This is a genomic window from Pseudomonas sp. 22072, assembly GCF_052046095.1.
In the GTDB taxonomy this organism is placed as follows: Bacteria; Pseudomonadota; Gammaproteobacteria; order Pseudomonadales; family Pseudomonadaceae; genus Aquipseudomonas; species Aquipseudomonas paracarnis.
Window position 1 is genome coordinate 1 of sequence record NZ_JBQEQE010000041.1, and the last position, 26,192, is coordinate 26,192.

The 26,192-nt window shown below is 59.9% G+C and carries 18 protein-coding genes; 9 read left to right on the forward strand and 9 right to left on the reverse strand.

Annotated features, from left to right (window positions below; translation table 11 throughout):
• A partial coding sequence (locus ACTJLA_RS25335) for an amino acid adenylation domain-containing protein (RefSeq protein ID WP_440842367.1) occupies window positions 1-5,373 on the forward strand: 5,373 nt, incomplete at its 5' end.
• A gap of 127 nt (window positions 5,374-5,500) precedes the next feature.
• Here the strand turns inward: ACTJLA_RS25335 and ACTJLA_RS25340 are convergent.
• Window positions 5,501-7,933, reverse strand: coding sequence for a TonB-dependent siderophore receptor (locus tag ACTJLA_RS25340; protein WP_216360142.1), 2,433 nt, complete (start codon window positions 7,931-7,933; stop codon window positions 5,501-5,503).
• Between the two features lie 118 nt (window positions 7,934-8,051).
• Window positions 8,052-9,704, reverse strand: coding sequence for a cyclic peptide export ABC transporter (locus ACTJLA_RS25345; RefSeq protein WP_294173443.1), 1,653 nt, complete (start codon window positions 9,702-9,704; stop codon window positions 8,052-8,054).
• 201 nt (window positions 9,705-9,905) lie between these two features.
• Between ACTJLA_RS25345 and ACTJLA_RS25350 the strand changes: the two genes are divergently transcribed.
• Window positions 9,906-10,733 carry a N(5)-hydroxyornithine transformylase PvdF gene (locus tag ACTJLA_RS25350; RefSeq protein ID WP_314544305.1) on the forward strand — a complete coding sequence of 276 codons (828 nt, stop codon included), beginning with the start codon at window positions 9,906-9,908 and terminating at the stop codon, window positions 10,731-10,733.
• Window positions 10,734-10,870: 137 nt separating this feature from the next.
• Here ACTJLA_RS25350 and pvdO read toward each other — a convergent pair whose 3' ends face one another.
• Genes pvdO through pvdM form a run of 3 tightly spaced genes read right to left on the reverse strand, consistent with a single transcriptional unit; the run spans window position 10,871 to window position 14,410 of the window.
• A complete protein-coding gene (pvdO, locus tag ACTJLA_RS25355) occupies window positions 10,871-11,743 on the reverse strand; it encodes a dihydropyoverdine dehydrogenase (protein ID WP_034127738.1) in 873 nt (290 codons plus the stop codon).
• 29 nt (window positions 11,744-11,772) lie between these two features.
• Window positions 11,773-13,041, reverse strand: a complete 1,269-nt coding sequence (pvdN, locus tag ACTJLA_RS25360; protein WP_294173447.1) for a pyoverdine-tailoring periplasmic protein PvdN — start codon at window positions 13,039-13,041, stop codon at window positions 11,773-11,775.
• Window positions 13,042-13,060: 19 nt separating this feature from the next.
• Window positions 13,061-14,410: a pyoverdine-tailoring dipeptidase-like protein PvdM gene (gene pvdM / locus ACTJLA_RS25365; RefSeq protein WP_072448866.1), complete on the reverse strand. Its 1,350-nt coding sequence runs from the start codon at window positions 14,408-14,410 to the stop codon at window positions 13,061-13,063.
• Window positions 14,411-14,552: 142 nt separating this feature from the next.
• Between pvdM and pvdP the strand changes: the two genes are divergently transcribed.
• A complete protein-coding gene (gene pvdP, locus ACTJLA_RS25370) occupies window positions 14,553-16,181 on the forward strand; it encodes a pyoverdine maturation tyrosinase PvdP (protein ID WP_440842371.1) in 1,629 nt (542 codons plus the stop codon).
• A 9-nt stretch (window positions 16,182-16,190) separates the two neighbouring features.
• On the opposite strand, the gene ACTJLA_RS25375 is transcribed toward pvdP, so the two are convergent.
• Complete coding sequence (locus tag ACTJLA_RS25375) at window positions 16,191-16,733, reverse strand: thioesterase family protein (RefSeq protein WP_054918639.1); 543 nt, start codon at window positions 16,731-16,733, stop codon at window positions 16,191-16,193.
• 109 nt (window positions 16,734-16,842) lie between these two features.
• Here ACTJLA_RS25375 and ACTJLA_RS25380 point away from each other — a divergent pair, with 109 nt between their 5' ends.
• On the forward strand, window positions 16,843-17,832 hold the full coding sequence (locus ACTJLA_RS25380; protein WP_259039135.1) for a GlxA family transcriptional regulator: 990 nt from the start codon (window positions 16,843-16,845) through the stop codon (window positions 17,830-17,832).
• Window positions 17,833-17,883: 51 nt separating this feature from the next.
• On the opposite strand, the gene ACTJLA_RS25385 is transcribed toward ACTJLA_RS25380, so the two are convergent.
• Window positions 17,884-19,314 carry an aminotransferase-like domain-containing protein gene (locus ACTJLA_RS25385; protein WP_072448862.1) on the reverse strand — a complete coding sequence of 477 codons (1,431 nt, stop codon included), beginning with the start codon at window positions 19,312-19,314 and terminating at the stop codon, window positions 17,884-17,886.
• Window positions 19,315-19,472: 158 nt separating this feature from the next.
• Here ACTJLA_RS25385 and ACTJLA_RS25390 point away from each other — a divergent pair, with 158 nt between their 5' ends.
• From ACTJLA_RS25390 to ACTJLA_RS25410, 5 genes are all read left to right on the forward strand, one after another.
• Window positions 19,473-19,655 carry a rubredoxin gene (locus ACTJLA_RS25390; protein ID WP_014718115.1) on the forward strand — a complete coding sequence of 61 codons (183 nt, stop codon included), beginning with the start codon at window positions 19,473-19,475 and terminating at the stop codon, window positions 19,653-19,655.
• A gap of 27 nt (window positions 19,656-19,682) precedes the next feature.
• The gene (locus ACTJLA_RS25395; RefSeq protein WP_034127732.1) at window positions 19,683-20,552 is read left to right on the forward strand and encodes a sugar phosphate isomerase/epimerase family protein; all 870 of its coding nucleotides are present in this window, start codon (window positions 19,683-19,685) and stop codon (window positions 20,550-20,552) included.
• A gap of 69 nt (window positions 20,553-20,621) precedes the next feature.
• Window positions 20,622-21,254, forward strand: a complete 633-nt coding sequence (locus tag ACTJLA_RS25400) for a LysE family translocator (protein WP_054918636.1) — start codon at window positions 20,622-20,624, stop codon at window positions 21,252-21,254.
• Between the two features lie 79 nt (window positions 21,255-21,333).
• Window positions 21,334-22,392: a diguanylate cyclase gene (locus ACTJLA_RS25405; protein ID WP_057977142.1), complete on the forward strand. Its 1,059-nt coding sequence runs from the start codon at window positions 21,334-21,336 to the stop codon at window positions 22,390-22,392.
• 48 nt (window positions 22,393-22,440) lie between these two features.
• Window positions 22,441-23,670 (forward strand): M20/M25/M40 family metallo-hydrolase, encoded by a 1,230-nt coding sequence (locus tag ACTJLA_RS25410; protein ID WP_314544284.1) that lies wholly within the window; start codon window positions 22,441-22,443, stop codon window positions 23,668-23,670.
• Window positions 23,671-23,876: 206 nt separating this feature from the next.
• Here the strand turns inward: ACTJLA_RS25410 and ACTJLA_RS25415 are convergent, their stop codons facing one another.
• Together ACTJLA_RS25415 and ACTJLA_RS25420 are read right to left on the reverse strand one after the other, a co-directional pair.
• A complete protein-coding gene (locus ACTJLA_RS25415) occupies window positions 23,877-24,236 on the reverse strand; it encodes a hypothetical protein (RefSeq protein ID WP_127881656.1) in 360 nt (119 codons plus the stop codon).
• Between the two features lie 2 nt (window positions 24,237-24,238).
• Window positions 24,239-26,192: RHS repeat domain-containing protein (locus ACTJLA_RS25420; protein ID WP_440842375.1), on the reverse strand; the 1,954-nt coding region annotated here is incomplete at its 5' end.

A 26,192-nucleotide genomic window follows, 5' to 3' on the forward strand; every position in this document is an offset into this window, starting at 1 on the left:
CTGGACGGCGACAACCTTGCCTACGTGATCTACACCTCCGGCTCCACCGGTTTGCCCAAGGGCGTGGCGGTGTCACACGGCCCGCTGGTGGCGCATATCATCGCTACCGGCGAGCGCTATGAAACCTCGCCGGCCGATTGCGAGCTGCACTTCATGTCGTTCGCTTTCGACGGCTCCCACGAAGGCTGGATGCACCCGCTGATCAACGGCGCCAGCGTGTTGATCCGTGACGACAGCCTGTGGCTGCCGGAATACACCTACGAGCAGATGCATCGCCATAACGTGACCATGGCGGTGTTCCCACCGGTGTACCTGCAACAGTTGGCCGAACATGCCGAGCGCGACGGCAACCCGCCGGCAGTGCGGGTGTACTGCTTCGGTGGTGATGCCGTTGCTCAAGCCAGCTATGACCTGGCGTGGCGCGCGCTGAAGCCTGAATACCTGTTCAACGGCTACGGCCCGACCGAAACCGTGGTCACGCCGCTGCTGTGGAAGGCACGCAAGGGCGACCCTTGCGGAGCTGTCTACGCGCCCATCGGCACCTTGTTGGGCAACCGAAGTGGCTACGTGTTGGATGCGCAACTGAACCTGCAGCCCATCGGCGTAGCCGGCGAGTTGTACCTGGGCGGCGAGGGCGTGGCCCGGGGTTATCTGGAGCGCCCGGCACTGACTGCCGAGCGTTTCGTGCCGGACCCGTTCGGCAAGCCCGGCAGTCGCGTGTATCGCAGTGGTGACCTGACCCGCGGGCGTCCGGATGGCGTGGTGGATTACCTGGGGCGTGTCGACCATCAGGTGAAGATCCGCGGTTTCCGTATCGAACTGGGGGAAATCGAAGCGCGCTTGCGTGAGCAAGCCAGTGTCGGTGAAACCGTGGTGGTGGCTCAGGAGGGGCCGACCGGCAAACAACTGGTGGCCTATGTCGTACCACTGGACCCGACGCTCCTGGATGATGCTGTCGCTCAATCAAACGGTCGCGAAACCTTGCGGCGCGCCTTGAAAACCCGCTTGCCGGACTACATGGTGCCGACGCATTTGATGTTCCTTGAGCGTATGCCGCTGACCCCCAACGGCAAGCTCGACCGCAAGGGCTTGCCGCTGCCGGATGTGAGCCAGATGCAGCAGGTGTATGTGGCGCCCGAGAGCGAGTTGGAGCAACAGGTGGCGGCCATCTGGGCCCAGATCCTGGGCGTGGAGCGTGTCGGTCTGGCCGATCACTTTTTTGAATCGGGGGGGCATTCATTATTGGCGATGCAGGTAATTTCCCGCCTGCGTCAACTGTTGGGTCGGGAAGTACCCCTCAGAACAATGTTTGAGCAACCGCGACTGCAGGGGTTTGTCGAGACCCTGTGCAACTCCCATGAATCACAGGCAAGTGTGCTTCAGATCCTGCCGGTCAGCCGTCAACAGCCGTTGGCGCTGTCTTATGCCCAGGAGCGCCAGTGGTTTCTCTGGCAATTGGATCCGCACAGTGCGGCCTACCATGTACCCAGCACCTTGCGCTTGCGTGGCTGGCTGGATCATGCGGCTTTGCAACGCAGTTTCGACAGTCTGGTAGCCCGTCATGAAAGCCTGCGAACGCAGGTACATCAGGACGAAGGGCAGGCCTTCCAGATAATCCGTGAAAACGGCACTGTGGCCATCCTTCATGAGCAGGTCAATGAGGCGGACCTGCAGCGTCGGGTAGAGACCGAGATCGCGCAACCTTTCGATCTGCAGCAAGGGCCGTTGCTGCGCGTAACCTTGTTGCGCCTGGCCGAAGACGACCATGTGTTGGTGCTCGTGCAGCACCATATCGTTTCCGATGGCTGGTCAATGCAGGTGATGGTGGATGAGTTGGTGCAACTTTATGCCGCCTACAGCCAGGGCCAGGACCTGCAACTGCCGGCATTGCCGATTCAATATGCTGACTATGCCCAGTGGCAGCGTGACTGGATGACGGGTGGTGAACGCGATCGGCAAATGGGTTACTGGCAGGCTCTGCTTGGCGGTGAGCCGTCAGTGTTGGAGCTACCCCTTGATCGGCCGCGACCTTCGGTGCAGAGCTTTCGTGGTGCAAGCCTGGAGATCAAGCTTGCACCGGCATTAGTGGCGGGGCTCAAGGCCCTGGCGCAGCGTGAGGATGTCACGCTGTTCATTGTTTTGTTGGCGTCGTTCCAGGCTCTACTGCACCGCTACAGCGGGCAGCAGGATATTCGCGTGGGTGTGCCTATTGCGAATCGTAACCGGGTCGAAACCGAGCGCCTGGTAGGTTTTTTCGTCAACACCCAAGTGCTAAAGGGCGATTTCGATGCGCAGCTGACGGTCACCCAGCTGTTGCAGCAGGCCAAGCACCGGGCGTTGGACGCCCAAAGCCATCAGGACTTGCCGTTCGAGCAATTGGTCGAAGCCCTGCAACCTGAACGCAGCTTGAGCCGCAATCCGTTGTTTCAGGTGCTTTTCAATCATCAGAGTCAAGCGCGTCTAGCCAGTACGAGCCAGCAACTACCCGACCTGAGGATTGAAGGCTTGGAGTGGGGCACGCAAACCGCGCAGTTCGATTTGAGCCTGGACACACAGGAAACCGTCGATGGGCTATGGGCAACCCTGACTTATGCGACCGACCTGTTCGATGCCGCCACGCCCAATCGCATGGCGCGCCATTGGCAGAACCTGTTGCAGGCCATGTTGGATGACCCTCACCAACGTGTCGCTCAGCTACCGCTGTTGGAACCGCTTGAGCATCAGGTGATAGTCGAACAGTGGAACGACACAGCGCAGGATTATCGGTTGGAAGACAGCGTGCAGAGGCTGATCGAAGTGCAAGTGCGGCGCACACCGAATGCCCAGGCTTTGGTGTTTGGCGCTCAGACACTGAGTTATACGCAGTTGAATGCACGAGCCAATCGATTGGCGCACCGCTTGATCCAGGCCGGTGTCGCGCCTGATGTGTTGGTAGGTGTGGCGATGGAACGCTCCATTGAAATGGTGGTAGCACTTCTGGCTGTGCTTAAGGCAGGTGGCGCCTATGTACCGCTGGACCCGGACTACCCGCGCGAACGCCTGGCCTACATGCTGCAAGACAGCAACGTACCGCTGCTGCTGACGCAGGCGCATTTGTTACAAGCCTTACCGGTCAGCGCGCCCTCGCACTGTCTGGTGGTCGAGCCCGACGATCACTGGTTGAGCGAGTATGCCGATACCGATCCTGATGTGGCCGTAGACGCGGAAAATCTCGCTTACGTCATTTACACCTCCGGTTCCACCGGCCAGCCGAAAGGGGCGGGTAACCGTCACTGTGCGTTGACCAATCGGTTGCTATGGATGCAACAGGCTTATACGCTCGGCGCCGAAGATACGGTGTTGCAAAAGACACCGTTCAGTTTTGACGTGTCGGTATGGGAGTTTTTCTGGCCCTTGATGACCGGTGCACGGCTGGTGGTAGCGGCCCCTGGAGATCATCGGGATCCATCGAAGTTGGTGGGGTTGATCAATCGGCACCAAGTGACCACCCTGCATTTCGTGCCTTCCATGCTGCACGCATTCCTGCAGGATTCACAGGTGGCCAGCTGTCAGGGGTTGCGCCGTATCATCTGTAGTGGCGAAGCCTTGCCGGTGGGGGTGCAGCAACACGTATTCGCCGAGCTGCCGAATACAGGCTTGTTCAACCTGTATGGACCGACCGAGGCTGCGATTGATGTGACTCACTGGACGTGCGTCGATGAGCATCGTGACAGCGTGCCGATTGGCAGACCCATTTCCAATCTGCGCACTTACGTGCTGGATGCGCAGTTGCAGCCAGTCGCGGTGGGCGTTGCGGGCGAGTTGTACCTGGGGGGCGTCGGGCTGGCACGCAGTTACCATCGACGTCCCAGCCTGACCGCAGAGCGGTTTGTACCGTGCCCGTTCCAGCCTGGCACGCGGTTGTATCGTACCGGCGACCGCGTGCGACAGCGCAGGGATGGCGTGATCGAATACATCGGGCGCCTGGATCATCAAGTAAAACTACGCGGTTTGCGCATAGAGCTGGGTGAGATCGAGGCGCGCTTGCTGGAGCATCCACTGGTGCGCGAAGCCTCGGTGCAAGTGCATGGAGGCAAGTTTCTCGTTGGCTATCTGGTGCTGCAGGATTCGACACTCGCCTGGCGTGATGTACTGAGCACTCATTTATTGGCACATGTGCCGGACTACATGGTGCCTGCGCAGTGGGTACTGCTGGACCATATGCCACTGAGCCCCAACGGCAAACTGGATCGCAAGGCTTTGCCTGCGCCGGATTCAAACTTGCACGAACGGCACTTCGTCGCAGCGCGCAATACGCTGGAGCAAACACTTGTAGCCATTTGGCGCGAAGTCCTGGAGCTTGAGCAGGTGAGTGTCGAAGATAACTTCTTCGAGTTGGGCGGGCATTCGTTGCTGGTCCTGATGCTCAAGGAGCGCATCCGCAAAGCTGTTGGCGTGGAGCTGTCGGTGAGTCAGTTGATGCTCAATCCGAGCGTCGCAGGGCAGGCGGCTTGCCTTGAGGGAAGCGCTGGCAGTTCGTTGATCGTGAGGCTCAACAGTCAAAGCCGTGGAACACCGTTGTACCTGTTCCATCCCAGCTATGGCTCGGTGCATTGTTACAAGGCGATTGCCCTTGCGTTGCGTGAGCACAGGCCGGTGATGGGGGTGATGTGTCGCGCCTTGGCCGAGGAGGGCAGCGAGGTGCCAGCCTGGGCTGCAATGGTCGAGGACTACACGACGCAATTGTTGAAGGCTCAGCCCGAGGGTCCGTTCCGTTTGGCCGGTTGGTCGCTGGGGGGCAACCTGGCGATGGAAGTCGCCTATGGCCTGGAGCAGGCGGGCCGACAGGTCGAGTGTGTTGGCTGGATCGACGCATCCCCGCCGCAGTGGGTCAAGCCGTTTTGGGATACGGCGGTGATGGTTGACGAAAGAGATATTTCTGCCAATGAACGGCGTGTGGAACTGTTGGAGGTGATGTTCCCTGAGTTCTCCCAGCAGATTCATGCCCACTGGTCCGAGCTGCAATGCTTAGAGGCTGCAGAAGGCGAGCAATGGACTGCATTCAGCCACTGGGCCGAGGAAACCCTGGGCTCGCGTTTTGGCGAGCTCAAGGATGAGTTGCTCAGTGGCCACGAAGCGCAGATCTCCTGGGAGGTTGACCGCATTCTCGGGCAGCGCCTGCACGAGGCCGACTTCAAGGCGATCAAGGCACCGATAAGTTGCTGGTGGGCGACCTTGAGTCGTACTGGGGTACATCATCAATTGATTGAGGCGAGCATGCTGGAAGTTGCAGTGCAATCAACGATCGAGCGCTCAGTGTTGATCGAGACCAGCCATGACCGATTAATCGATAACGCAGAGTTCGTCCATAGCTTCGCTGCCGCGATGAGCTGACCAGAGGCCAATATGAAAAGCCCCCAGTCACCTTGAGCGACTGGGGGCTTTTTTATGGCCCTCTCTATAGTATTCGGACAAACAAAACGCCCCGGGCAGTCATTGCCTCGGGGCGTCTGATCCTGCTTTAGAAGTCCCAGCGAGTGCTGAGCATGAAGTTACGGGGTTCACCATAAGCGGCAGAATTGTAGAAGCCGATGTTGGTGTAATAAGACTTGTCGAAAACGTTGTTGATGTTCAGCGTCGCCGACACGTTTTTAGTGAATTGATAACGGGTCATCAGGTCCACCAACCAGTACGCTTCTTGAGAGAACTCCTCGTAGCCACCACGGGGAGAGTTATAGATATTCTGCCAGCCAACGCTCTGCCAGCGAGCGCCACCGCCAACGGTCAACTTGTCAAGATTACCCTTGAGCTTGTAAGTGGTGTACAGGCTGACCTGGTCTTCGGGTTCGAAAGTGGAAATCTTGACGTCTTTGTCGTCACGCACAATCTTGTGCGTATAGCCAGCCTGGAGCTGCCAGCCCGGAGCCAGTTCGCCGGACATCTCCAGCTCGTACCCCTTCGTCACGGCCTGGGTGCCTTTGAACGCGTAGTTCGAGGGGGTAGGTTTCAAGTTGTTGTAGTCATCGTCCGAAACGGAACGGTTGTCTTCATGGATCTCGAAGTAGGCCGCACTGGCGTTTACACGACCATCCAGGAAGTCGGCCTTTACACCCAACTCCCAATTCTGGCCTTCGTCCGGCTCAAGCAGCTTGTTGTCCCTGTCGCGGTTATAGCTTTCCTGGGGCATGAAAATATCGGTGTAGCTGGCGTAAACCGAGTAGGTGTCATTCAGGTCGTACACCGCACCGACATAAGGTACGAAGCGTCCTGACTCGCGATAGGTAGGGTTGTAGCCGGTCACCGTGTAGTTGACTACCCGGCCACCGAGCAGCAGCTTCAGGTCGTCAGCAAGGTTCAGCCGTGTTGTCATGTACATGCCGGTCTGGCGGACGGTGTCGTCGATTTTCGATTGTGGTTTGCCCCAATCAGGTTGCGGTGCGTTGCCGTGCCAGTTATTGAAGTCCACCAGGTTGGGGGCGAGGTTCCAGTAACCATTGCCATTCCATTCCGAAGCGCTGATGGAACCGCCGAATACCAGTTCATGCTCCCTGCCTCCCAGGCTGAAGGGGCCGCTCACATACAGATCGGCGGAGTCACTGACGGTTTCACCGGTGTATTTGCCCGAAGTCAGCTGTGACTTACCATCCAATCCCGGGGTGTCACCCTGAATGGAACCCATGAGTGCGTGGTAGCCGTTGATCTTGTGATCCAGTTGCAGTTTGGTTATCCAGCCATCCCCCAGGTCGTGCTCCAACATGGCGAAGACGGTGCGGGTGTATTGCTCCCAACTGCTCCAGTCGGCCGCGTTGTTGAACGAGCGCTTGACGTCGTTGCGATTACCCTGGGCGTCGATCAATGGGAAACTGCCCGACCAGGATGAGCCTTTCGGCAGGCTGTCCTGATAATCGCCGCCGACTGTCAGCAGGGTATCGGGAGACAGGTCGAACTCCATGATGCCGTAGTAAGTCGGGCTTTTGCGCTCGTAGCGGTCCATGAACGAGTGTTTGTCCTGATAGGCGGCGACGGCCCGGCCACGGATATTGCCGGTCTCGGTCAGCGGGCCACTCACATCCAACTCGCTGCGGTAGTTGTCCCACGAACCGGCACCCAGCGTGGCATGACCTTGGAACTCAGAGGTCGGCTTTTTGCGTACCAGGTTGATGGTGGCCCCCAGTGAACCAGCACCGGTCAGCAGGCCAGTCGCGCCCTTGAGTACTTCAACACGGTCGTAGATCGCCATGTCGCTCAGCGTGTTCCCCGCCGAGTAAGCCACGTTGCGCGCGGTGGAAGGGATCCCGTCATATTGGAAGTTGTTGATAGAGAAACCACGAGCGTAGTAGTTGCTGCGCTCGGTATCGAAGGCTGAAACGGTAATGCCCGGCGTGTGGCGCATCACGTCGTCGACACTGTTCAGGCCAAAGTCGTCCATGTGCTGACGCGTGACCACGGTCACCGATTGCGGGGTTTCCTTGGGCGTCAGGACCAGGCGCGTTGCGGTGGCAATCGAGCCTGGCGTATAGGAGCCGGTATTCTCGGTGACGTTACCCAGCATGTTGCCAGTGACTTGCGTCGGGCTCAGCTCCAGCCCGCCACCGCTACCAGCAGCAGTGACGGTCAAGGTATTGCCATTGAGGTTATAGGTAGTCTGGCTACCGGCCAGCAATGCAGCTATGGCCTGCTGCGGCTGCATCTTGCCCTTGACGGCGGGGCTGTTCTTGCCCTGCACATCGCCCGGGCTGTAGAGCACTTGCACATTGGTCTGGCGGCCAAATTCCTGCAGTGCGCTCCCCAGCGACTGCGCAGGAATATTCAACTCGATCTCCTGGGCCTGCACATAGCCTGCAATCGGCATCGACACAGCCAACGCCAAGGCACTGGGCAAGAGGTTGATGTTCAGGGCCCGGCGCATGGATAGCGCTTTGCTCAGGGGGCTGAGACCGAGTCGTGCTGGCATGGATGCTTTCTCTTCTATGTTTTAAGTGGGCAATTCTAAGTGTTTATTGAGGTTAGTTCTCATTACCACTAGTGAGACGTTCCTACTTCGCAAAACCGGAAAAAATTATTCCGGTACTTCATGCAGGCTCCATCTCATGCACCACCTGACCGGCGCGCAGGCGCACCAGATGATCGGCGATGTCGAAATAACGATCATCGTGGCTGATCACGATGATGGTCTTGCCCAGGCGTTTGAGGTCCGGCAGCAGCTCGGTGTAGAAGATGCGGCGGAAGGCCGGGTCCTGGTCGGCGGCCCACTCGTCGAACACCAGTACCGGGCGCTCTTCCAGCCAGGCATTGACCAGGGCCAGGCGCTTGCGTTGGCCGGTGGACAGGTCAGTGGTGCTGAACACGCCGTCCTTGACGCTGACCTTGTGCGCGATTTCCAGGCGCTCAAGGTATTTGGTGGCGCTGTCCAGGGACTGGGTGGCGCTGCCTTGTACCAGGTCATCGAACAAGTAATAGTCAGAAAACACCGTGGTGAACAACTGGCGATAATCGTCGCGCTCTGGGTCGGTCACCGCTGTACCGTTGAGCAGGATCTCACCCGCCTGAGGTGGATACAGGCCCAGCAGCAGCTTGATCAGGGTGGTCTTGCCGCTACCATTCTCGCCCACGACAAACACGATATCGCCTTGCTTGATGCTCAGGTTGATCGGCCCCAGGTGGAACGGTTGGCTGCCTTCAACCGCTGGCGGGCTGTAGCTGACGCCGCTCAGTTCAAGGCTGTTGACCACAGGCTTCGGCGCTTCACTGTCGTCCATCAACAAGTGGGGCTCGGGCGAAGAAAAACGTTCCGACAGTTCGCTGATGCGCCCGAAGGCAATCTTCGCCTTGCCAACCACGGGCAAGTAACCCAGCAGGTGCTCCAACGGGCCTTTCATATACAGCAGTACCAGCACGAAGCCGGTAATCACCGTGGGGTCGGGGTTGGGGTTGTAGGCCTGCATCGCCAGGGCCAGGCCGATGACCACGAAGAACAGCATCGAGCCAAAGGTCTTGGCCAGGATATAGATGTTGACTGAACGCACCTGGATATCGCTGATGCGGTCTGCGGTTTCCTGGATGCGGTGGGTGTTCATGCGAAACCGCCGCGGACGGTGCATGCGCAGTTCCTTGGCTCCCGAAGCAATCGCATTGTAGTAACGCTGCAATTCATCTTCGTGGCTGCGGGCCAGATCGAAGCCCTGGATGCCTTTGCCGCCCGCGATGAATTGCACGGCGCTGCCGATGATGATTGCGACCACCATCATCAGGAACATCGGCACGGACAGGTAAGCCAGGTAACCCAGGCATCCCAGGGTAACGGTGGCGGCGATGGCCAGGGGCGTGAAGGCAAAGGAAAAGTCGCTGATGGTGTCCACGTCGTGGGTCAGCACCGGGATCAGGCGGTGAGAGCGATATTGCTCGATCTGCCCGATGGGCGCTGACAGCACCTTTTCACCCAGGTCCTTGCGCAGGGCGGCAATGATCCGTTGCCCGACGTAGTTGGTGCCGATGTCGGAAATGATCGAGCTGACCAGCGCCACCACGCACAACGCGGCGAAGGTCAACACCACACCCTGAGTCATCCCCCCCGCCGAATGCAGGGCATTGTTAATCGTCGCCAACAGCAAGGTAATGGCCAGGCCGCCCGCCATGCCAAGGGCGACGGAGACCGTCACGATGGTGCGAAAGGGCCTGAGCAATGCGAGCAAACCTTTGAAGGCGCCGCGCTTGGGGTCGGTCATAAATACTTCCCGGAAAGTGAAAAGAGGGGGCTGGGCACACAGACCCTTACCCATGACAAACGAAGCTGTGGCGTGACTATTTAGCGCGGCGTGCCGGGCGGTGGCAGTGAGCGATAAATTGCCCGGGGCCTGGTTCGTTCTTGTTCTGTAGGCGCACGTGTATCAATGCCGTGCGTGGCCCTTTGAGCGAGAGCGAAACACATGACGAAAAAGAACCTGGTGTATGTCTGGTCCCTGAGAAATGCCGCCGCCGACAAGGCGGGGCAGCCGGTGGCCTATAAAGACCACGAGCGCTATATGAAATCGGTGCTGGAGTTTCTGGTGGGCTCGCTCAACGACACGTCGCTGGGCGAGGCTTACAACCTCGTAGGCGTGGTGTATGACGACGATGAGCACAACCCGCGGGACCAGCAGTTGGTGGCGGACTACGGCTTCGCCTACCAGCCGGGTCGCCAGTGGCTGTACCCGGCGGACTTGCGTGTGCAGGGCACGTTGGTCAACGACCTGCTGCTCAGCGTGCCGTCGACCTATCGTCGTCTGCCACGAGGCAGCGCCGAACATGTCGCCGGCAAGCAGGATTTCGAGCGTCGGCTGCATGACACCCTGGTGGAGTTGAAGGCTGACATCGTGGTGCTGGATGGTTTGCTGGTGATCCTCGACGAACTGGTGCGCCCGGGTGCGCCGTTTGCGCGGCGCATCATGAACATTCATCCGGGCATCACTCGCATCGAATCGCCTTACGAACGCCGTGGGGCGTACGCCACCTGGAATGCGCTGTACGGCGCACGTGGGCAGGCGATCACCGACTGGGCAACCAAAGCGACTCAGGCGTGCGAGCCGTTGTATTGGACCGGTGCGTCATTCCACTACGTGGATAACGGCATCGACTCGGGAGAGGTGTTTCACGACGTGCTCAAGACCCAGATTTCGCCCGAAGACACCATCCTTGAGTTGCGCTGGAACAACTTCAACAACAGCCTGTTCCCGGCGCTGCATGAAGGCTTGGAGCTGTTGGCCAAACAAGGCTGAACCTGCGGACGCTAGCCCTGTAGGAGCGAGCTTGCTCGCGAAAAACGTCAACGATGACGCGTGCTTCCTGAGTACACGCGGCGTTTATGAGTTTTTCGCGAGCAAGAACTAGGCGTACCCCTCGCTCCTACAAGGTATTAGAGCTCGCGCACGACCCGAAAGCCGATCCAGTCCCCGCGAGTCTGCGGGTAGATGTTGTTGCGATTGCCCGAGCGTGAAAACACCGGCGCCTCGCCCCAGTCATTACCACGGATCTGGTAGGCCTCGCAGTTGGGCTCCACCCAGGCGCTGCCATCAGTTGGCGCGCCGACGTAGTTCGGATGCTCGCAATCAGCCACCCGCTCATACACATTGCCGTGCATGTCATACATGCCAAAGGCATTCGGGGGGTAACTGCCCACGGGCGACGAATAGCTGTAGCCGTCCGCCGGGCCGTAGGTGTTGGCGTGCTGGGCGATGCTGTAGCCCTTGCCTTCGTCGAACGGGAAGGGGAACGGGCCGGTGGTGCCGGCGCGGGCGGCGTATTCGCGTTGGGCTTCGCTGACCATCTGGTACGTGTGCCCGGTCTTCTTCGACAGCCAGCTCACGTACTGCTTGATGTCGTCCATGTCCATGCACACCGCCGGCTGCCGTGGCCCCTGGGGATAGCGCGGCTTGCTGGCGATGCATTCGCGGCCGGGGCGGTCGTCGCCATTGGCGATCTTGACCCCGGTCTGGCGCACGTAGCTGTCCCATTCGCCGGCGGTGACATGGAAGCGGCTCATGGCGAACGGCTTGGCGAAGGTCACCTCGTGCATCGGGCCTTCGTCAGGCTCGCGGCCCACTTCGTCGTCCGGCGTACCCATGGTGAAGGTGCCGGCGGGAAGCACCACCATTTCCGGGCAGTCCTTGCAGTCTTTGAAGACCTTGCCCGGTTGTGGGGCAGCGGCCTGGGCCAGGCCGGGCAGCAGGGCGCCGCACAGGGCGGTGAGTGCCAATGCGGTGAGCGGTTTGAGTCGGGATGGCATCATGGAGGCGTCTCGTTCAAAGGGAAAAGGGGTCATAACCGCTGGCTCAGCAGGGTCATGAAGCGCTGGATCTCATCGGAGTTGTTAAGCAGGCCCGGCGAGGTGCGAATCACCGGGCCAACGTCACGGTCCACCGCGTCCACCACCACGCGGTTTTTCATCAGGTAGGCCGCGACGGCATCGCTGTTCTGATCCTTGACCCGAAAGAAAGTGAATCCGGCTGACAGGTCGGGGCTGCGCGGTGTCACCAGTTCGATCTGCGGGTGGGCCAGCAGTTGGTCCTTGAGTTCGGTGTTGAGGGCATGGATACGTGCCTGCACCGGCGCCTTGCCCAGTTGCAGGTGCAGCTTGAAGGCTTCGTCGGCGGCCCAGCGATGTTCGAAGGCGTGATAGCCGCCGGGCGTCATGGTCGTGGCGAAGTTTTTGTCTTCGGAGAAGGTCGGAATCATCGGTGTGACGAATTTGTTTTCGGTCTCGCGGGCGCACACCAGGCCGGTGCCCCGCGGGCCGAACATCCACTTGTGGGTGCCAGCGATGAAGAAGTCGCAGTGCATAGCGGGGAAGTCGAGGTCTTCCACGCCGAAGCCATGCACACCATCGACGATATAAAGCAGGCGGTCCGGCTCGTCGCGGTTGCGGTTGTGTTCGTCCACCAGCTTGCCGATCTCACCGATGGGCAGTTTTACGCCGCTGCCGGATTGCACCCAGGTCATGCCCAGCACGCGGGTGTTGGGGCGAATGTTGCGTTGGATGTTGCCCAGCACTTCATCGGCCGAGACCTGATTGGGGTTTTTGAACAGGCGTATCTTGCGAACCTGGGTGTGCTCCTTGCGTACCCGGAAGTCCAGGCTGAACGCGGTGGCGTAATGCTCATGCACCGTGGTCAGGATTTCCTGGTCGGCGCGCACCTTGATCCCGCCATAGATCATCGCCAGCCCTTCGGACGTGCTGCCGGTGAGGGCGATCTGCGCTGGCGTGGCGTTCAGGTAGCGGCCGGCCCACTCGCGTACCTGGCCCTCACGCTTCCAGGTTTCCTGCAGGTCCCAGTCCATGGCCAGGCCAGGGTTGCGGTCGATCTGTTGGCGGTAGCGTTCGATGGCCTCGCGCACGGGCCTGGGGTGCGAGGCCACCAGAAAGTTGGAAAAGTGCAGGTAATTGGGGTCTTGGTTGAACAGTTGCTTCAATCCCGTCCATGGGTCGTTCGTAACGGCGGCTACTGCCTGAGGCAGCAACGCGGTGCCCAGCGGCAGGCTCGCGGCAAAGACGCCGGCCTGCTTGAGAAATGTACGGCGGTCGGTCATGGACTTACTTCGTGAGTAGTTAGCGGTTGGCCAAGGGTTTGGCGGCTTTTTGTACCTGGTCCCACACCCGCAGGAAGTTGCCTCCCCACAGCTTGGCGATATCGGCTTCGGAGTAGCCGCGCTGGATCAGTTCGGCAGTGACGTTGCGCACCTCGCCGACGTTCTCCCAGCCCTGGAGGCCGCCGCCGTCGTTGAAGTCCGAGGCGATGCCGACGTGATCGATGCCGATCTTGCGCACGGTGTAGTCAATCGCATCCCCCAGGTCCTTGAGGGTGGCCTTGGGTTCTTCCTCGAGAATGCCGTACAGCGCGCTGGCATATTGGCCGAAGCGTTGCTCGGGCCAGGCGGCAATGATTGCATCGCCGGGCATCAAGGCCATGGCCAGGTTGGGCAGTGGCGGCAGGTCAAAGCGTGCGCGCAGAGCGTTGAGCTTGTCCTGAGTCGGCTGGCTCAAAGGGCGCAGGTAAGCGGGGAAGCCGACCACCTGCACCACGCCGCCGCTGTTCTTGATCAGTTGCAGTTCCTTGTCGCTGAGGTTGCGCGGGATATCCACTGACGCCCGAGGCGCCGAATGGGACGCCACCATCGGCGTGCGGCTCAACTGCGCGACCTGCTCCAGGGCCTTGGTCGACATCTGCGACACATCGATGATCACGCCCAGGTCATTGAGACGATGCACCGCCTGCTGGCCGATCGGCGACAGGCCTTCAAGGGCGTCGGGGGAGTCATTGAAAAACGGCAGCGGGCGTGACGAGTCGGACCAGGCGTTATTGCCGATGTAGCTGAACCCGAACATGCGCATGCCGCGTGCGGCCCACAGGTCCAGCTGGTTCAGGTCATTGCCCAGGGGGTAGGCGTTGAGCATGCTGATAAAAATCGCGAACTTGCCTTCGCCGTGCAGGCGGCGCATATCGTCCGGGGTGTAGGCAATGCCCACCTGGTTGGGAAAGTCACGCACCATGCCGGAGATGATCTTGTAGCGCACCTCCTGCTCGTGGCGGGCCTCTTCGACAAAACCATCGGTGGGTTTGTGCGGAGCGTTGGCGCCGTTCCAGATTTCCGGCCAGCCGAAGATCGTCAGCGCGGCGCCCGACAATCGACCGCGGGCGGCCTTGGCCAAGTCGAACTGGCCGCTGCCATCCTTGTCGGCCTCGTTGCCCGCCGTGCCGAAATCCAGGGGCAGGGTGATGTGGCTGTCAAATGACAACAGGCGATCCTGCATTTCATTGGCCTGCTTGATCACCTCCAGCGGGTAGCCGGCGTTGCCCTTGAACCACTGATCCCAGACCAGCAAGCCAGCCCCGGCGCCGATAGCCAGGGCCAGCGGCAGGCCGATATACAGCGCCTTTTTCGAACGTGATTTTGTCATTGCCATCTCAGTCAGTTGAGGCCTTTGCTATCAGGGAAGGACGAGCGATGACGGGGGAAATTTAGGTGGCGGGGGCAGGGCGGTAAATTTCATCGGGTTGCAAACGTTCTAGCTCTGATCAAGCTGTTTCCTAAGGTAGCCAATGACAATCTCTCGACGTGGGTTCATCGCAGGCCTGGCGCTGACCGGTGCAGCCGTGCCCGCGGCCTTTTATGCCCATCGCGAGTTGACGCGGGAAGAAGAGTTTCCTATCACCCCCGGCGAAGCTACGGTCGACCTCGCTGACACCCAGGGCCAGCACCTGGCGAACACCCTGCGGGGCGTCTGGAGCCTGCGCCTGGAAGGCCGCGATGCGGGCCTTGCGGGCCTGCCGCTGCATGGCCTGGAGTTGCTGCTGGACATCGCTCCCCGTGGGCGTGGCCTGCGCGGTTACCTGGACACCGCCGAGCAGCTGCGCGCTGAAGGCGAGCCGCGCTATCGGGTCTTGGGTGATGTGCTGACGGGCGAGGGCGCCGTGCTCTATTGGCGCTTGATCGACCGCGATTCAGCCGGCGGCGTGCCGGCCTATGAATTCAAGATGACCCTGGATGAAGTCTGGGCCGATTTCGGCAATGCCGGCAGCGCCACCCTCAGCGGGCACATCCTCGACCTTGAGCGGCCCCTGGCGCTGACCGAACGCGACAACCGTTTTATCGCCCACAAACAACTGTTCCCCGAAGCCCGCCAGCGCATCGGCCTCAACCCGACCTTGCTGGCCTGGCTGATTTCTCCCGAGCACCGCCTGTTTCACCAACTGTGGCACGCCACCCGCGACCAATGGCACAAGCTCTCCGAAGAAAAACGCGAGGCCCTGCGCGGCATCGGCTGGCAACCGGGGCCCCGTGGACAGGAACGCGACGCCCGCGGCAAGCGCAAGGACCGCAATGGTTCGGGCATCGACTTCTTCTTCATGCACCGCCACATGCTCGGCACCGCACGTTCCATGCAGGACTTGCCCTCCTGGCCGCAATTCCCCGCGCCGCAACCGCCGTTGGAGCGCGATCGCCTGGGCTTTGTGCGCTACTTCGACAACCACGACGGTTTCGCGCTGCCGCCCTGTTGGTCAGCGCCAGATGACGCCGACTACACCCAGTGGGTCAGCGATATCAAGGCGGCCGAGACCTACCACAGCAACTTCCAGGTGTGGGAATCCCAATACCGTGACCCGCGCTACCTGGCCAAGTTGACCCTGGGCCAGTTGGGCTCGGAAATGGAGCTGGGCCTGCACGATTGGCTGCATATGCGCTGGGCCTCGGTGCCCCGCGACCCGTCCAACGGCGCCCCGGTACCCTTCGCCCGTGACCCCGCGGACTTTGCCGCACGTTGGTATGCGCCGGAGAATGACTTTCTGGGCGACCCGTTTTCATCCCATGTAAACCCGGTGTTCTGGCATTTCCACGGCTGGATCGATGACCGCATCGAAGACTGGTTTCGTGCTCACGAGCGCTTCAACCCAGGCGAGGTGAGCCGACTGGAAGTCAACGGCGTGGCCTGGTTTGCGCCAGGCCGCTGGGTGGAAATAGGTGACCCGTGGCTGGGCCCGGACACCCATGGCTGCAGTACCACACCGGGGCTGCAACAGGGGCGCTCGATGGAAATGGACCCGGAGATCATGAAGCTGGCCCTGCGCATTACCTTCGGTGCCGATGAAGAGCTGCTCAAGGGGCTGTTCAAACGTGTGCCGCAACGGCCATGGTATGCGCGGCATCTGAAACTCAAACGCGAGGCTTAGCAGGGGGTTTTAAACCTGCTCTTCCTCGCGCAATTGCGCACTCATCTCATCGCAACTGCGTGCCCAGTCGCTCAACCATTGCGGCATCGGCGGTGAGGTCTCGTCCAAGCCCAACTCGCGGATGAATTCGGCCGGGGGCAGGGTGCCCTTGGCGGATCGAAACAGCCCACGCATCACCACCACGCCGACCACCCGCCCATTGCTGACGAAGCGGTGCTCCATCAGGTTCCACTTGTGGTCCCAGCCGAGAATGCGAGTGTGCACTTCGAATACTTCGAACAGCTTCAATTCCCGGCGAAACTTGCCCCAGGTATCGCCGACTATCGGCATGGCCTTGTGGCGCAGTGCCACGCGAAAGGCGCCGGTGCGCAGCACAAAATCCATGCGCGCCACATCGGCCAGGGTGAAATACCGGCCATTGGTGACATGCCGGTTCAGGTCCAGGTCCAGCGGCCAGACCCGCATGCGCACCACCGTGGTAGCCAGGCCGTGAACCGGTTTGCGCCAGGGGCGGCGCAACAGCATGTGCAGTAATCGAAACCAGAGATTCATAAAAACGCCAGACAGTTGATCAATGGCCGCACTGTACGGGGGCGGAATCGGCTAAGGTAGATGCGTAAATGACTTATTACATGCGAAAAGTGCAAGCCGGAGTTTTTACATGCATGTCACCTTGCTCCTGGCGGATCAATGTTCCGCTGCCAGTGCCACCCTGGCCATGGAGATGCTCAGTGCGGCCAATCTGTTCGCTGACAGCCCGCCGTTTGAGGTGATGCTCGCGTCTATGGACGGCCAGCCGGTGACAGCATGGGGCGGGCAGCGCTTGCAGGTGCAGGGCTCACTGGCGCAGATCGCGCACACCGACCTGGTGCTGATTCCCGGGTTTCTCTTTACCCTCAAGGAAGCTATGCCGACGTTTGCTGCCTACGGCCCCTGGTTGCGTGAGCAGCATGGGCAGGGCGCCGTGTTGGCTTCCATGTGCACGGCGGCCTTCATGCTGGCCGAGACCGGGCTATTGCACGGCTTGCGTGCGACGACTCACTGGGCATTTGCCGGGTTCTTCCGGCGTCGATATGCCCAAGTCAGCCTGGATGAGGGGCAGATCCTTTGCGAAGACAATCGCCTGATCACGTGCGGGGGCGCTACGGCGGCGATGGACTTGATGCTGCACCTCATCCGCCGTTTCGGCTCGCCGGAGCTGGCTCATACCTGCGGCAAGTACTTGCTGATCGATGCCGGCCGCACCGAGCAGTCGGCCTACGCGATGTGGTCGCTGTCCAAAAGCCACGGTGATGCGCAGATCCTGCGTGTGCAGCATTGGTTGGAGCAGCACTTTGCGCAGTCAATGGCGATCGATGAGGTGGCCCGGCGCTTTGGTTTTGGCGTGCGTAATTTCAAGCGGCGTTTCAAGGATGCCACTGGTTGTACGCCGATTGGCTACCTGCAAACCCTGCGCCTGGAACGAGCCAAGCAGATGCTGGAGTCAACACGCATGACCCTCGCCAGCATCACGTATGCCGTGGGCTATGAGGACAGCAACTCGTTTCGGCGTCTGTTCCAGCAACGGGTGGGGATGCTGCCGGCGGCGTATCGCAAGAAGTTCCTGGTTGCCCAGGGCGACGCCTATGTACCTGAGGCACCGAGGTCCTGACTTGCCTTGATGCCGGTCAGGTAGGCAGGCGCGCTGCATCGTGGTCGTGTATCACTTTTTTGCGCGGGGATTGCTTTGTGCAACACCGTGCAGCAATAGCGCCTCAAACACCCGCTGTACCCGTGGTTCGTCGCTGTGGGCCACATTGAAGCGCATTGAGTCGCGGTGGGCCGGGTCGTAGCCGAAGAGCGCGCCAGGTGCCAGTACCATGCTGCGTTTCAGGGCCTCCTGGGCCAGGAGTTCGCCGTTCACGCCAGGCGGCAGGCGTGCCCAGATGAACATCCCGCCTTCATACGCCATGGGCAGTTCGCACCCGCAGCGCTTGAGCCATTGTTCGACGCGCCCACCGGCTTCCATCAGGCGCTGCACCATGCGTTTGCGGTGCTTGGCGTAACTGCCTTCGCTGAGCATGCGGTAGACGATCTGTTCGAACAGTTCCGAGGTGACGCCGCCGCTCATCAATTTCATGTTGGTCAGGTTGGCGGCCAGTTGCGGGGCGGCCACCACATAGCTGACGCGGGTGTTGGCACTCAGGATCTTCGAGAACCCCGACAGGTAGGTGACCTGGTCCAGCCCGGCGACGGCGGCCAGGCGTGGGGGAGGGTTGGGGTGCAGGTCGCCGTAGAGGTCGTCCTCGACGATGTGGCAGTGGTACTGCTGGGTCAATTGCAACAGGCGAAACGCTTGGCTGGGGCTGAAGGAGTGGCCGGTGGGGTTGTGCAACACGCTGGTGGTCAGATACAGGCTGGGGCGGTGTTCGGCCAGCAGCTGTTCGAGGGCGCTGAAGTCAAAGCCGTCGGGGCGGCGTGCAATGGTGACGACTTTGACGCCGTGCAGCGCCAGGTTGGCGTGGAAGTTGAAGTAGCACGGCGCGTCGAGCAGCACCGTGTCGCCGGGGCGTGCGAGCAGGCGCATGAGCATGTCCAGGCCCTGCACGGTATTGGGTGTGGTGATGATCTGTTCCACCGGTACCGACAAGCCTTCGCCGTGCAGTTTCTGTTGCAGCGCCTGGCGCAACGGCAACAGCCCCGCCGGCGTGCCCAGCCCGGCGATACGCAGTGACGGCGCACGCACTACGCTGCGCATGGCCTGGCGGATCGCTTCGCCATTGAGCCAATCCTCCGGCAAGTGCCCGCCACCGGGGCGCAGTTCGCCACTGGCGGTGGCCAAGGGCCGGCGCAATACGCTGAGCAGGTCTTGGGGCAATAGGTCCACCCAGGTCACTGAGGCAGGGCGGGTGCTGTCCATCGCCACGAAGTAGCCGCGGCCCTGGCTCGAGGTCAGCAGGTGGCGACCGCGCAGGCGGTCCAGTGCCTCATTGAGGGTGAACTTGCTGACGCCGAGGACCTGGGTCAGTTCACGCACGGATGGCAGTTTGCTGCCCGGTGCCCATTCGCCATTTTCGATGGCCTGGCTGAACGCCTCGACGATCTGCTGGACCTTGGGCGTGCCTTCTACGAAAGCGATGGCGGATACAAACATGACGCTTCCTTGTGTTTGCCGGTGATTTTACCGGTGAAGTTAGGCCGGATTAGGCACCACTTTACCTGCCTTGCGCAATGCCACTCCCCTAGACTGCGCGGCATCTCGCCAGGAGATGGCGATATTTCCTACACCTGAGCAATGGATTTTGCATTTCCATGAAGACTTATATGTGCGCACCCTGCGGTTTTATGTACGTAGAAGAACTGGGTATTCCGGAGGACGGAATTCCCGCAGGCACCCCTTGGGAAGAGGTGCCTGAAGATTGGACATGCCCGGATTGCGGCGTGACCAAGGCCGATTTCATGGCCATCAATCTTCCTGAACGTCAATTCGCCTGACACTCCATCAACGAAAGGAATCGTCCCATGAACAGCAAACTGATCAACGCCACCGTCCCGTTCTGCACCGGTGTGGCCCACCAGAAATACCTGGGCGCCGAAAAGGGCCTGCAAACCGCCATCGAAGGTGACTGCACCCACTGGTACATCGACGGCAGCCTGTTCGGCGAAATGGTCGATGACTGGACCGAGGCGCGTATCGAGAGCCTGCAGGCGCAAATCGCGGCCACGGGGGTCAAGCCGGTTTTCCATGGCAACTTCAAGGCGCCGTTGGGCAGTGATGTCGAAGCCTTCCGTAGTGCGGCCGTGGAGTACGTCAAAAAAGAAATCGATATCGCCAGCCGCCTGGGCGCGCCGTTGATCATTCACGGTGGTTGCATCGTCGAGCCGAAAATGGTGCTGATGGCCAAGAAGGTTGCCCTGGAGCATTATCTCAAGTCGGTGCAGGAACTGGCGCGCTATGCCGAGGCCAAGGGCACGGATATCTACCTGGAGAACCTGTCCAACTACGTCAACTATCGGCCGTTCCACTACATCTTTACCCATGAAGCCGAATACGCCTTTGTGTTCGAGCGCCTGCAAGCCCATAGCAATGTGTATTTCTTCCTCGATGCCGGCCACGCCAACATCGAGAACGGCCTGCCGGCAGAAGTGGTGCGCAAATACCACCACTTGATCAAGGGCATTTCCTTCAGCAACAACAACGGCGTGCAAGACCAGCACTTCGGCATCCATGACGGCAACTGCGATTACGCCGATGTGCTGCAGGCCATTGTCGAGACCAACTGGAAGGGGCTGGTCGCGTTTGAAACCCGCAACCAGACCGCCAAGGCTGCCCTGGCTGACCTGGCGGTGATGTACCGCGACTCCCTGACCACCGAAATCGCTGTCGCCTGATCGGCCGGGGGCGAGCGCTGGCCGCGTTCGCCCTGTTGCTGCTGTTTCTTTTTATTCAAGGTGCTGGCCATGACAAGTGCGTTAACCCTGTCTTCATTTCTCTACTTTCTGTTGTTTTGCGCCACCATGACCTTCAGTCCGGGCCCGATGACGTTGCTGTTGTTGAGCCTGGGCTTGAAGGACGGCCTGCGCAGTTCGATCCCGGCGCAGGTCGGCGCCACTGTGTCGTACCTGATTTCGATCCTGATCTTTGCCGTCGGCTTCTCGGAATTGATCAAGGGCAACCTCGCCATTACCCAGACCATCCAGTTTGTCGGGGTGGCCTACATTCTTTACCTGGCCTACAAGCAGTGGACCAGCAGCGGCGTGTCGATCAACAACGCCGACAAGGTCGAGGGGGCGCGCAGCCTGTTTGGCAAAGGGCTGTTGACCGGGTTTTCCAACCCCAAGACCATCATCATGTTCAGCGCCGTGTTCCCGCAGTTTGCCGGCGCCGGTGAACACAGTTCGGCGGCGGACATCGCCATCCTTGGCCTGACCTTCCTGCTGCTGCAATTTGCCAGCGGCTGCCTGTATTGCTATTTCGGCCAGCGCATCAAACACGTGCTGGAAAACCCCAAGCGGCGGGTGTTGTTGCAGCGAATCACGGCCGTGTTGCTGCTGGGCGTCGCCTTGATGCTGGCGCGTGGGTTTTCGCACTGAAGTATTAGCCAATAAGCGGTAGTGGCGATTTGACGTCGCCCTGATAGACTCCAGGCATTCACCCAGGATCGCCCCCACCATGCCAGCCGTCGGAGGAAAAGGACTTCCGCTCGCTTTGCGCTTGTACAAATCTCGCGTGCTGGGGCTGACGCTCGGCTTTGTGTGCGTGGCGTTCGGCATGTATCCGTTGAATCCGTCCCTGTGGGTGTGGGCCTGGATGCTGATCAATGCCTTTGCGTGGCCGCACCTGGCTTTTCAATGTTCTTTGCGCTCGGCCAATACCTTGCGCAGCGAACGCCGCAGCCTGCTGTTCGATTCCTTTTGCGGTGGGTTCTGGGTTGGCGCGATGCACTTCAACCCGCTGCCCAGCGTCACCACCCTGTCGATGATGAGCATGAACAACGTCGCCATCGGCGGGCCGCGTTTCCTGTTCGCGGGTTGGGTGGCGCAGGCACTGGGGCTGGGCACCGCGTTGCTGCTGTTCACACCAGGATTTATCGCCGTGACCACCCAGGCCCAGCTGTATGCCTGCCTGCCGATCCTGATGCTGTATCCCCTGGCCCTGGGCTGGATCTGCTACCGCCAGGCCGTCACCTTGGCCCGCCACAAACGTGAACTGCTGGCCTTGAGCCGCACCGACAGCCTGTCGGGCCTGCTCAACCACGGCGCCTGGAAGGACCATCTGGACCTCGAGTTTCAACGCTGCCGCCGTGGCCCGGGCGGTGCCGCCATCGCGTTGATCGACATCGACCACTTCAAGACCATCAACGATACCTACGGCCATGTGACTGGCGATATCGTCCTGCGCCAACTGAGCAAGGTGTTGCGCCAGAACCTGCGCACCAACGACTTGGCCGGGCGCTATGGCGGTGATGAGTTCTGCGTGATCCTGCCCGATATGCCCCTCAACCGTGCCACCGAGGTGATGGAGGCATTGCGCAGTCGCTTCAACGCCTTGGCCTACGCCCAGGACCCGACACTGCGAGTGAGCCTGAGCATCGGCCTGGCGCCGTACCAGCCTAGCCACGCCGACTCCATCAGTTGGCTCAACGATGCCGACCAGGCGCTGTACGAAGCCAAGAGCAGCGGGCGCAACCGGGTCAGTTCGGTACAGGGCAGTTGGTTGCGGTCAGTTTAGTGGGGTAGGGTGGCGGGGCACCTTCCAACAAAAAACAAGGATCGGTCCATGCTCTTCACGTTCCCGCGTACCCTTTTGGCCGCTACCCTGGCCTTGTCTTTCAGCCTGCCGGCCTACAGCGCCGAGCCTCATAAACAGATCCAGCAACAGGCCGAACAATACAAGGCCGAAGCCTTGAAGCTGCTGGAGCGCCTGGTGAATATCGACTCGGGTTCAGGCTACGAGCCGGGCCTGACCCAAGTGCGCGATATCGCCGTGAATGAGTTGAAACAGTTGGGTTTCACCATCGAATTGGTGCCGGATAAAGCCGCCAACAATAGCCATGTGGTCGCCACCCTCAAAGGCACCGGCAAGGCCAAGATCCTGCTGATGGCCCATATGGACACCGTATTCAAGGAAGGCTCGGCTGCCGAGCGCCCCTTCCACATCAAGGACGGCCGCGCCTACGGCCCCGGCGTGATGGATGACAAGGGCGGCATCGTTGCGGGCATCTATGCGCTCAAGGTCCTCAAAAGCCAGGGCTTCAAGGATTACGCGCAGATCACCTTCCTGCTCGACGCCAGCGAAGAAACCGGCTCCGACGCCGCCTCCGAACTGATCCGCAACACTGCCAAGGGCCACGACGTGACCCTGAACCTGGAACCCGGCCGCCCTGCCGACGGCCTGGTGGTGTGGCGCAAAGGCAGCGCCACCGCGGTGGTCGAAGTCAAAGGCAAGGCCGCCCACGCCGGCGTCGCCCCGGAACTGGGACGCAACGCCGCCATGGAAGCCGCGCACCAGATCCTGCAACTGGGCAAACTCGGCGATGAAGACAAGAAAACCACCATCAACTTCACCGTGCTCAAGGCCGGTGACCGCACCAACGTTATCCCTGACCAAGCCACCGCCAAGGCCGACGTGCGTGCGGCCTTGCCGGAAGAGTTCGACCGGATCGAGAAAGACCTGGCCCGGGTTTCAGCCAACAAATTGATCCCGGAAACCGAAGTGAAAACCAGCCTGCAGCGCGGCCTGCCACCGATGCCGCAGACCGCCGAGTCGGATAAGTTGGTAGCGATTGCCCAAGGGATTTATGGCGAACTGGGACGCAAGTTGACCATCGAAGGCAGCGGCGGTGCGGCGGATGCCAGCTTGTCCGCCGGTGTAGGCACGCCGACGCTGGATGGGTTTGGGATAGTGGGGGGCAATATTCACACGTCGGAGGAATATGCCGAGGTGGAGAGTGTGGTGCCGCGGGTTTATTTGTTGAGTCGGATGATCATGGAGCTTTCCAAGCGCTGATCAGAACACTGGATTGCAGAACGAATCGGGTTTGAATGGGGGAGGAATGCCCGTCCGGCAAACGCAGATCCCCTGTGGCGGGCTTGCCCGCGAAGGCGGTGTTTCAGTCGCTGCATGTGTTACTGCACTACCGCTTTCGCAGGCAAGCCAGCTCCCACATTTGATCTTTGTTGATTTGAGCGTTGTGTTTGCTTTGTTTTGTTGGATTACTCGTCTGCTGTCGCTTCAGCGTGATAACGAATTAGACATTCAAGTAATGTTCTCATAAAGGCTCTTTTGTCGATGATTTCATCTTCGAAGTAAGTGTCGAAAAGGTAGAAGACTGAGTCGAAATTTTCGTCGGTTAAAAGATAATGCTTAATGGTTTCTATGAACCAACTCTGCTCCTCTGACGTATACGTGTAAAATTCTGGCTTGGTTAAAGCATCGAAAAGCTCTGTTAGCTCTCTTGGGTTGTTAATATTTTTTGATGCGATGATTTCTTCTCTTTCGAAATTTCTAGTGTTTTCGATGCAGTAGGTAAATAACAATCCTTTAAGGATTGATAGTTGCGGTTGTCTTTTCATTTTTAAAAGTCCGTATAAGCAGTAATGGGTTTGCCGTCTTCATTCAAATGCACAACGGCTTTTTTCTGTTTTCCATATTCTAATCCATCCCTTTTATACCCTTCGCCTATAACCTTCCCCATATCCATTGATGCAGGAACCGCTGCTCGGCCATTGAGCTTGAAAATTAAAATTGCTCGGTCAATCGCATTTAATTGGTCTCTATGAGTCAGGAAATGTGTGGCGGCACTCGGAGGTCTTGGCTGTCCGGCTCTCCTGCCTCTTTCGAACGTTTCTATTTCCCCTGTGGTTGGGTTCCTGGCTGTTATCACTCGTTCTAGCTGAGACGCTAGTGACGTCTGCGCACCATGTTTTTCTAAAAAGTGTGCCCCTGGAATTGACGCTTCAAGCTCTGATAATCGCCGATGAGCATTTGATTCTGCTAGCTCATCAATTCTCGCCTGCCGCTGCGCGCGGGTCAGTCGCGGTAGGGCCGGTTCTCCATGGTTAACACTTGCCGCAGGGTTTTGGGCGCTATTACTGGGTTTACACCCATCACCGCCAGGGCATGAATTCAAGCCTAGCGGGTCTACCCATCCCGTCGGATTGGGCACATACCGGTACCCATTGATCCCACCCGCCAACTTCACCGGATCCGGTGTCAGGTAGCGGCCAATATCCGGATTGTAGTAGCGATGGCGGTTGTAGTGCAGGCCGCTTTCCTGATCGAAATACTGCCCTTGAAACCGTAGTGGATTGTCGACTTTGCCCACGTCGAGCCGGGCGATCTGGCCGTAGGCGCGGTAGTGGGCGGACCAGACGATTTCGCCTTCGGGGCTGGTCAGTTCCTGCGGGGTGCCGAGGTGGTCGAGTTGGTAGTGGTAGGGCGTGGTGGCTTGTGGACCGAAACCTTCCAACAGCGCCAATGGGCGGAAGCTGTCGGGTTCGTAGAGGTAGCTGCGATGGCGCTCTGCATGGTGTTCGGCAATCAGCTTGTCGCCTTGCCAGAAAAACTCGGTGGTTTTGTCGTCCACGGTTTTGCTGATGCGCCGCCCAAACGGGTCATAGCGATAGTTGGCGGTTTCGCCGTTCGGCTTTGTGATGCTGATTAACCGATGCTGGCAGTCGTAGCGGTACTCAGTAACGAGTTGCTGGCTTTTGCCGCGCCGCTCGCGGATGAGGTTGCCGAAGGCGTCGTAGTCGTAATGGCGGTCGCCCTGGATCATCAGGCGGTTGGCCGCAACGATGTCCGGGCCGGGGCGGTCTTGCATCAGCAGGTTGCCGGCCGGGTTGTGGGCGAAGCGTTCCTGTACGTCCTGGGAGTGGTCGGCGCGGGTCAGGCGGGCGAGGGGGTCGTAGCGGTAAAGGTGTTCGCCTTTGCGGGTGTCGAGCAGGCGGGTGAGGTTGCCGGATTTGTCGTAGTCGTATTGGCGTTGGTAGAGGTGGTTTTGTTGCTGCGTTACCGCGTGGGCGTGCAGGCGGTGTTGGTCGTCGTAGTGGTAGTGGCTGAGCACTTGGCCTTGCTGGCGCTGATGCTCTCGACCGCTCTTGAATAGGTGCGAGGTAAGCACTTCACCGTTGAGTTCGACGGTGGCGAGGTGGCCGCCTTTGTCGTGGTTGAAGGTGACGCGGTTATTATCCGGCAGACACAGGTTTTTCAGCTGGCCGCAAGCGTCGTAGCCGTAGCGCAGGGTGCCCCAGCCTTGGTGTTCGGCGGTGAGGCGGTTTTGGCGGTCGTATTCGTAGGCCAACGCCCAGTGACCGTCTTCGACGCTGAGGAGGTTGCCCTGGCGGTCGTAGGTATAGTCGACAACGTTGCTGTCGGGCAGGGTTTTTCGGACGAGGCGTCCGGCGTGGTCGCGCTCGTAACGGGTGATTAGCTGACTGTTATCGTCGCCGTATTCGGTCTTCTCCAGCAGGTTGCCGTTGAGGTCGTAGGCGTAGGCGGTGCGCTGGCCGTCGAAGCCGGTTTCCTGG

What these genes read in the sequence shown, in the direction of transcription:
- ACTJLA_RS25340 (WP_216360142.1), bottom strand. Translation starts at nt 7,933, where the DNA reads ATGCCAGCACGACTCGGTCTCAGCCCCCTGAGCAAAGCGCTATCCATG.
- ACTJLA_RS25345 (WP_294173443.1), bottom strand. Translation starts at nt 9,704, where the DNA reads ATGACCGACCCCAAGCGCGGCGCCTTCAAAGGTTTGCTCGCATTGCTC.
- ACTJLA_RS25350 (WP_314544305.1), top strand. Translation starts at nt 9,906, where the DNA reads ATGACGAAAAAGAACCTGGTGTATGTCTGGTCCCTGAGAAATGCCGCC.
- pvdO (WP_034127738.1), bottom strand. Translation starts at nt 11,743, where the DNA reads ATGATGCCATCCCGACTCAAACCGCTCACCGCATTGGCACTCACCGCC.
- pvdN (WP_294173447.1), bottom strand. Translation starts at nt 13,041, where the DNA reads ATGACCGACCGCCGTACATTTCTCAAGCAGGCCGGCGTCTTTGCCGCG.
- pvdM (WP_072448866.1), bottom strand. Translation starts at nt 14,410, where the DNA reads ATGACAAAATCACGTTCGAAAAAGGCGCTGTATATCGGCCTGCCGCTG.
- pvdP (WP_440842371.1), top strand. Translation starts at nt 14,553, where the DNA reads ATGACAATCTCTCGACGTGGGTTCATCGCAGGCCTGGCGCTGACCGGT.
- ACTJLA_RS25375 (WP_054918639.1), bottom strand. Translation starts at nt 16,733, where the DNA reads ATGAATCTCTGGTTTCGATTACTGCACATGCTGTTGCGCCGCCCCTGG.
- ACTJLA_RS25380 (WP_259039135.1), top strand. Translation starts at nt 16,843, where the DNA reads ATGCATGTCACCTTGCTCCTGGCGGATCAATGTTCCGCTGCCAGTGCC.
- ACTJLA_RS25385 (WP_072448862.1), bottom strand. Translation starts at nt 19,314, where the DNA reads ATGTTTGTATCCGCCATCGCTTTCGTAGAAGGCACGCCCAAGGTCCAG.
- ACTJLA_RS25390 (WP_014718115.1), top strand. Translation starts at nt 19,473, where the DNA reads ATGAAGACTTATATGTGCGCACCCTGCGGTTTTATGTACGTAGAAGAA.
- ACTJLA_RS25395 (WP_034127732.1), top strand. Translation starts at nt 19,683, where the DNA reads ATGAACAGCAAACTGATCAACGCCACCGTCCCGTTCTGCACCGGTGTG.
- ACTJLA_RS25400 (WP_054918636.1), top strand. Translation starts at nt 20,622, where the DNA reads ATGACAAGTGCGTTAACCCTGTCTTCATTTCTCTACTTTCTGTTGTTT.
- ACTJLA_RS25405 (WP_057977142.1), top strand. Translation starts at nt 21,334, where the DNA reads ATGCCAGCCGTCGGAGGAAAAGGACTTCCGCTCGCTTTGCGCTTGTAC.
- ACTJLA_RS25410 (WP_314544284.1), top strand. Translation starts at nt 22,441, where the DNA reads ATGCTCTTCACGTTCCCGCGTACCCTTTTGGCCGCTACCCTGGCCTTG.
- ACTJLA_RS25415 (WP_127881656.1), bottom strand. Translation starts at nt 24,236, where the DNA reads ATGAAAAGACAACCGCAACTATCAATCCTTAAAGGATTGTTATTTACC.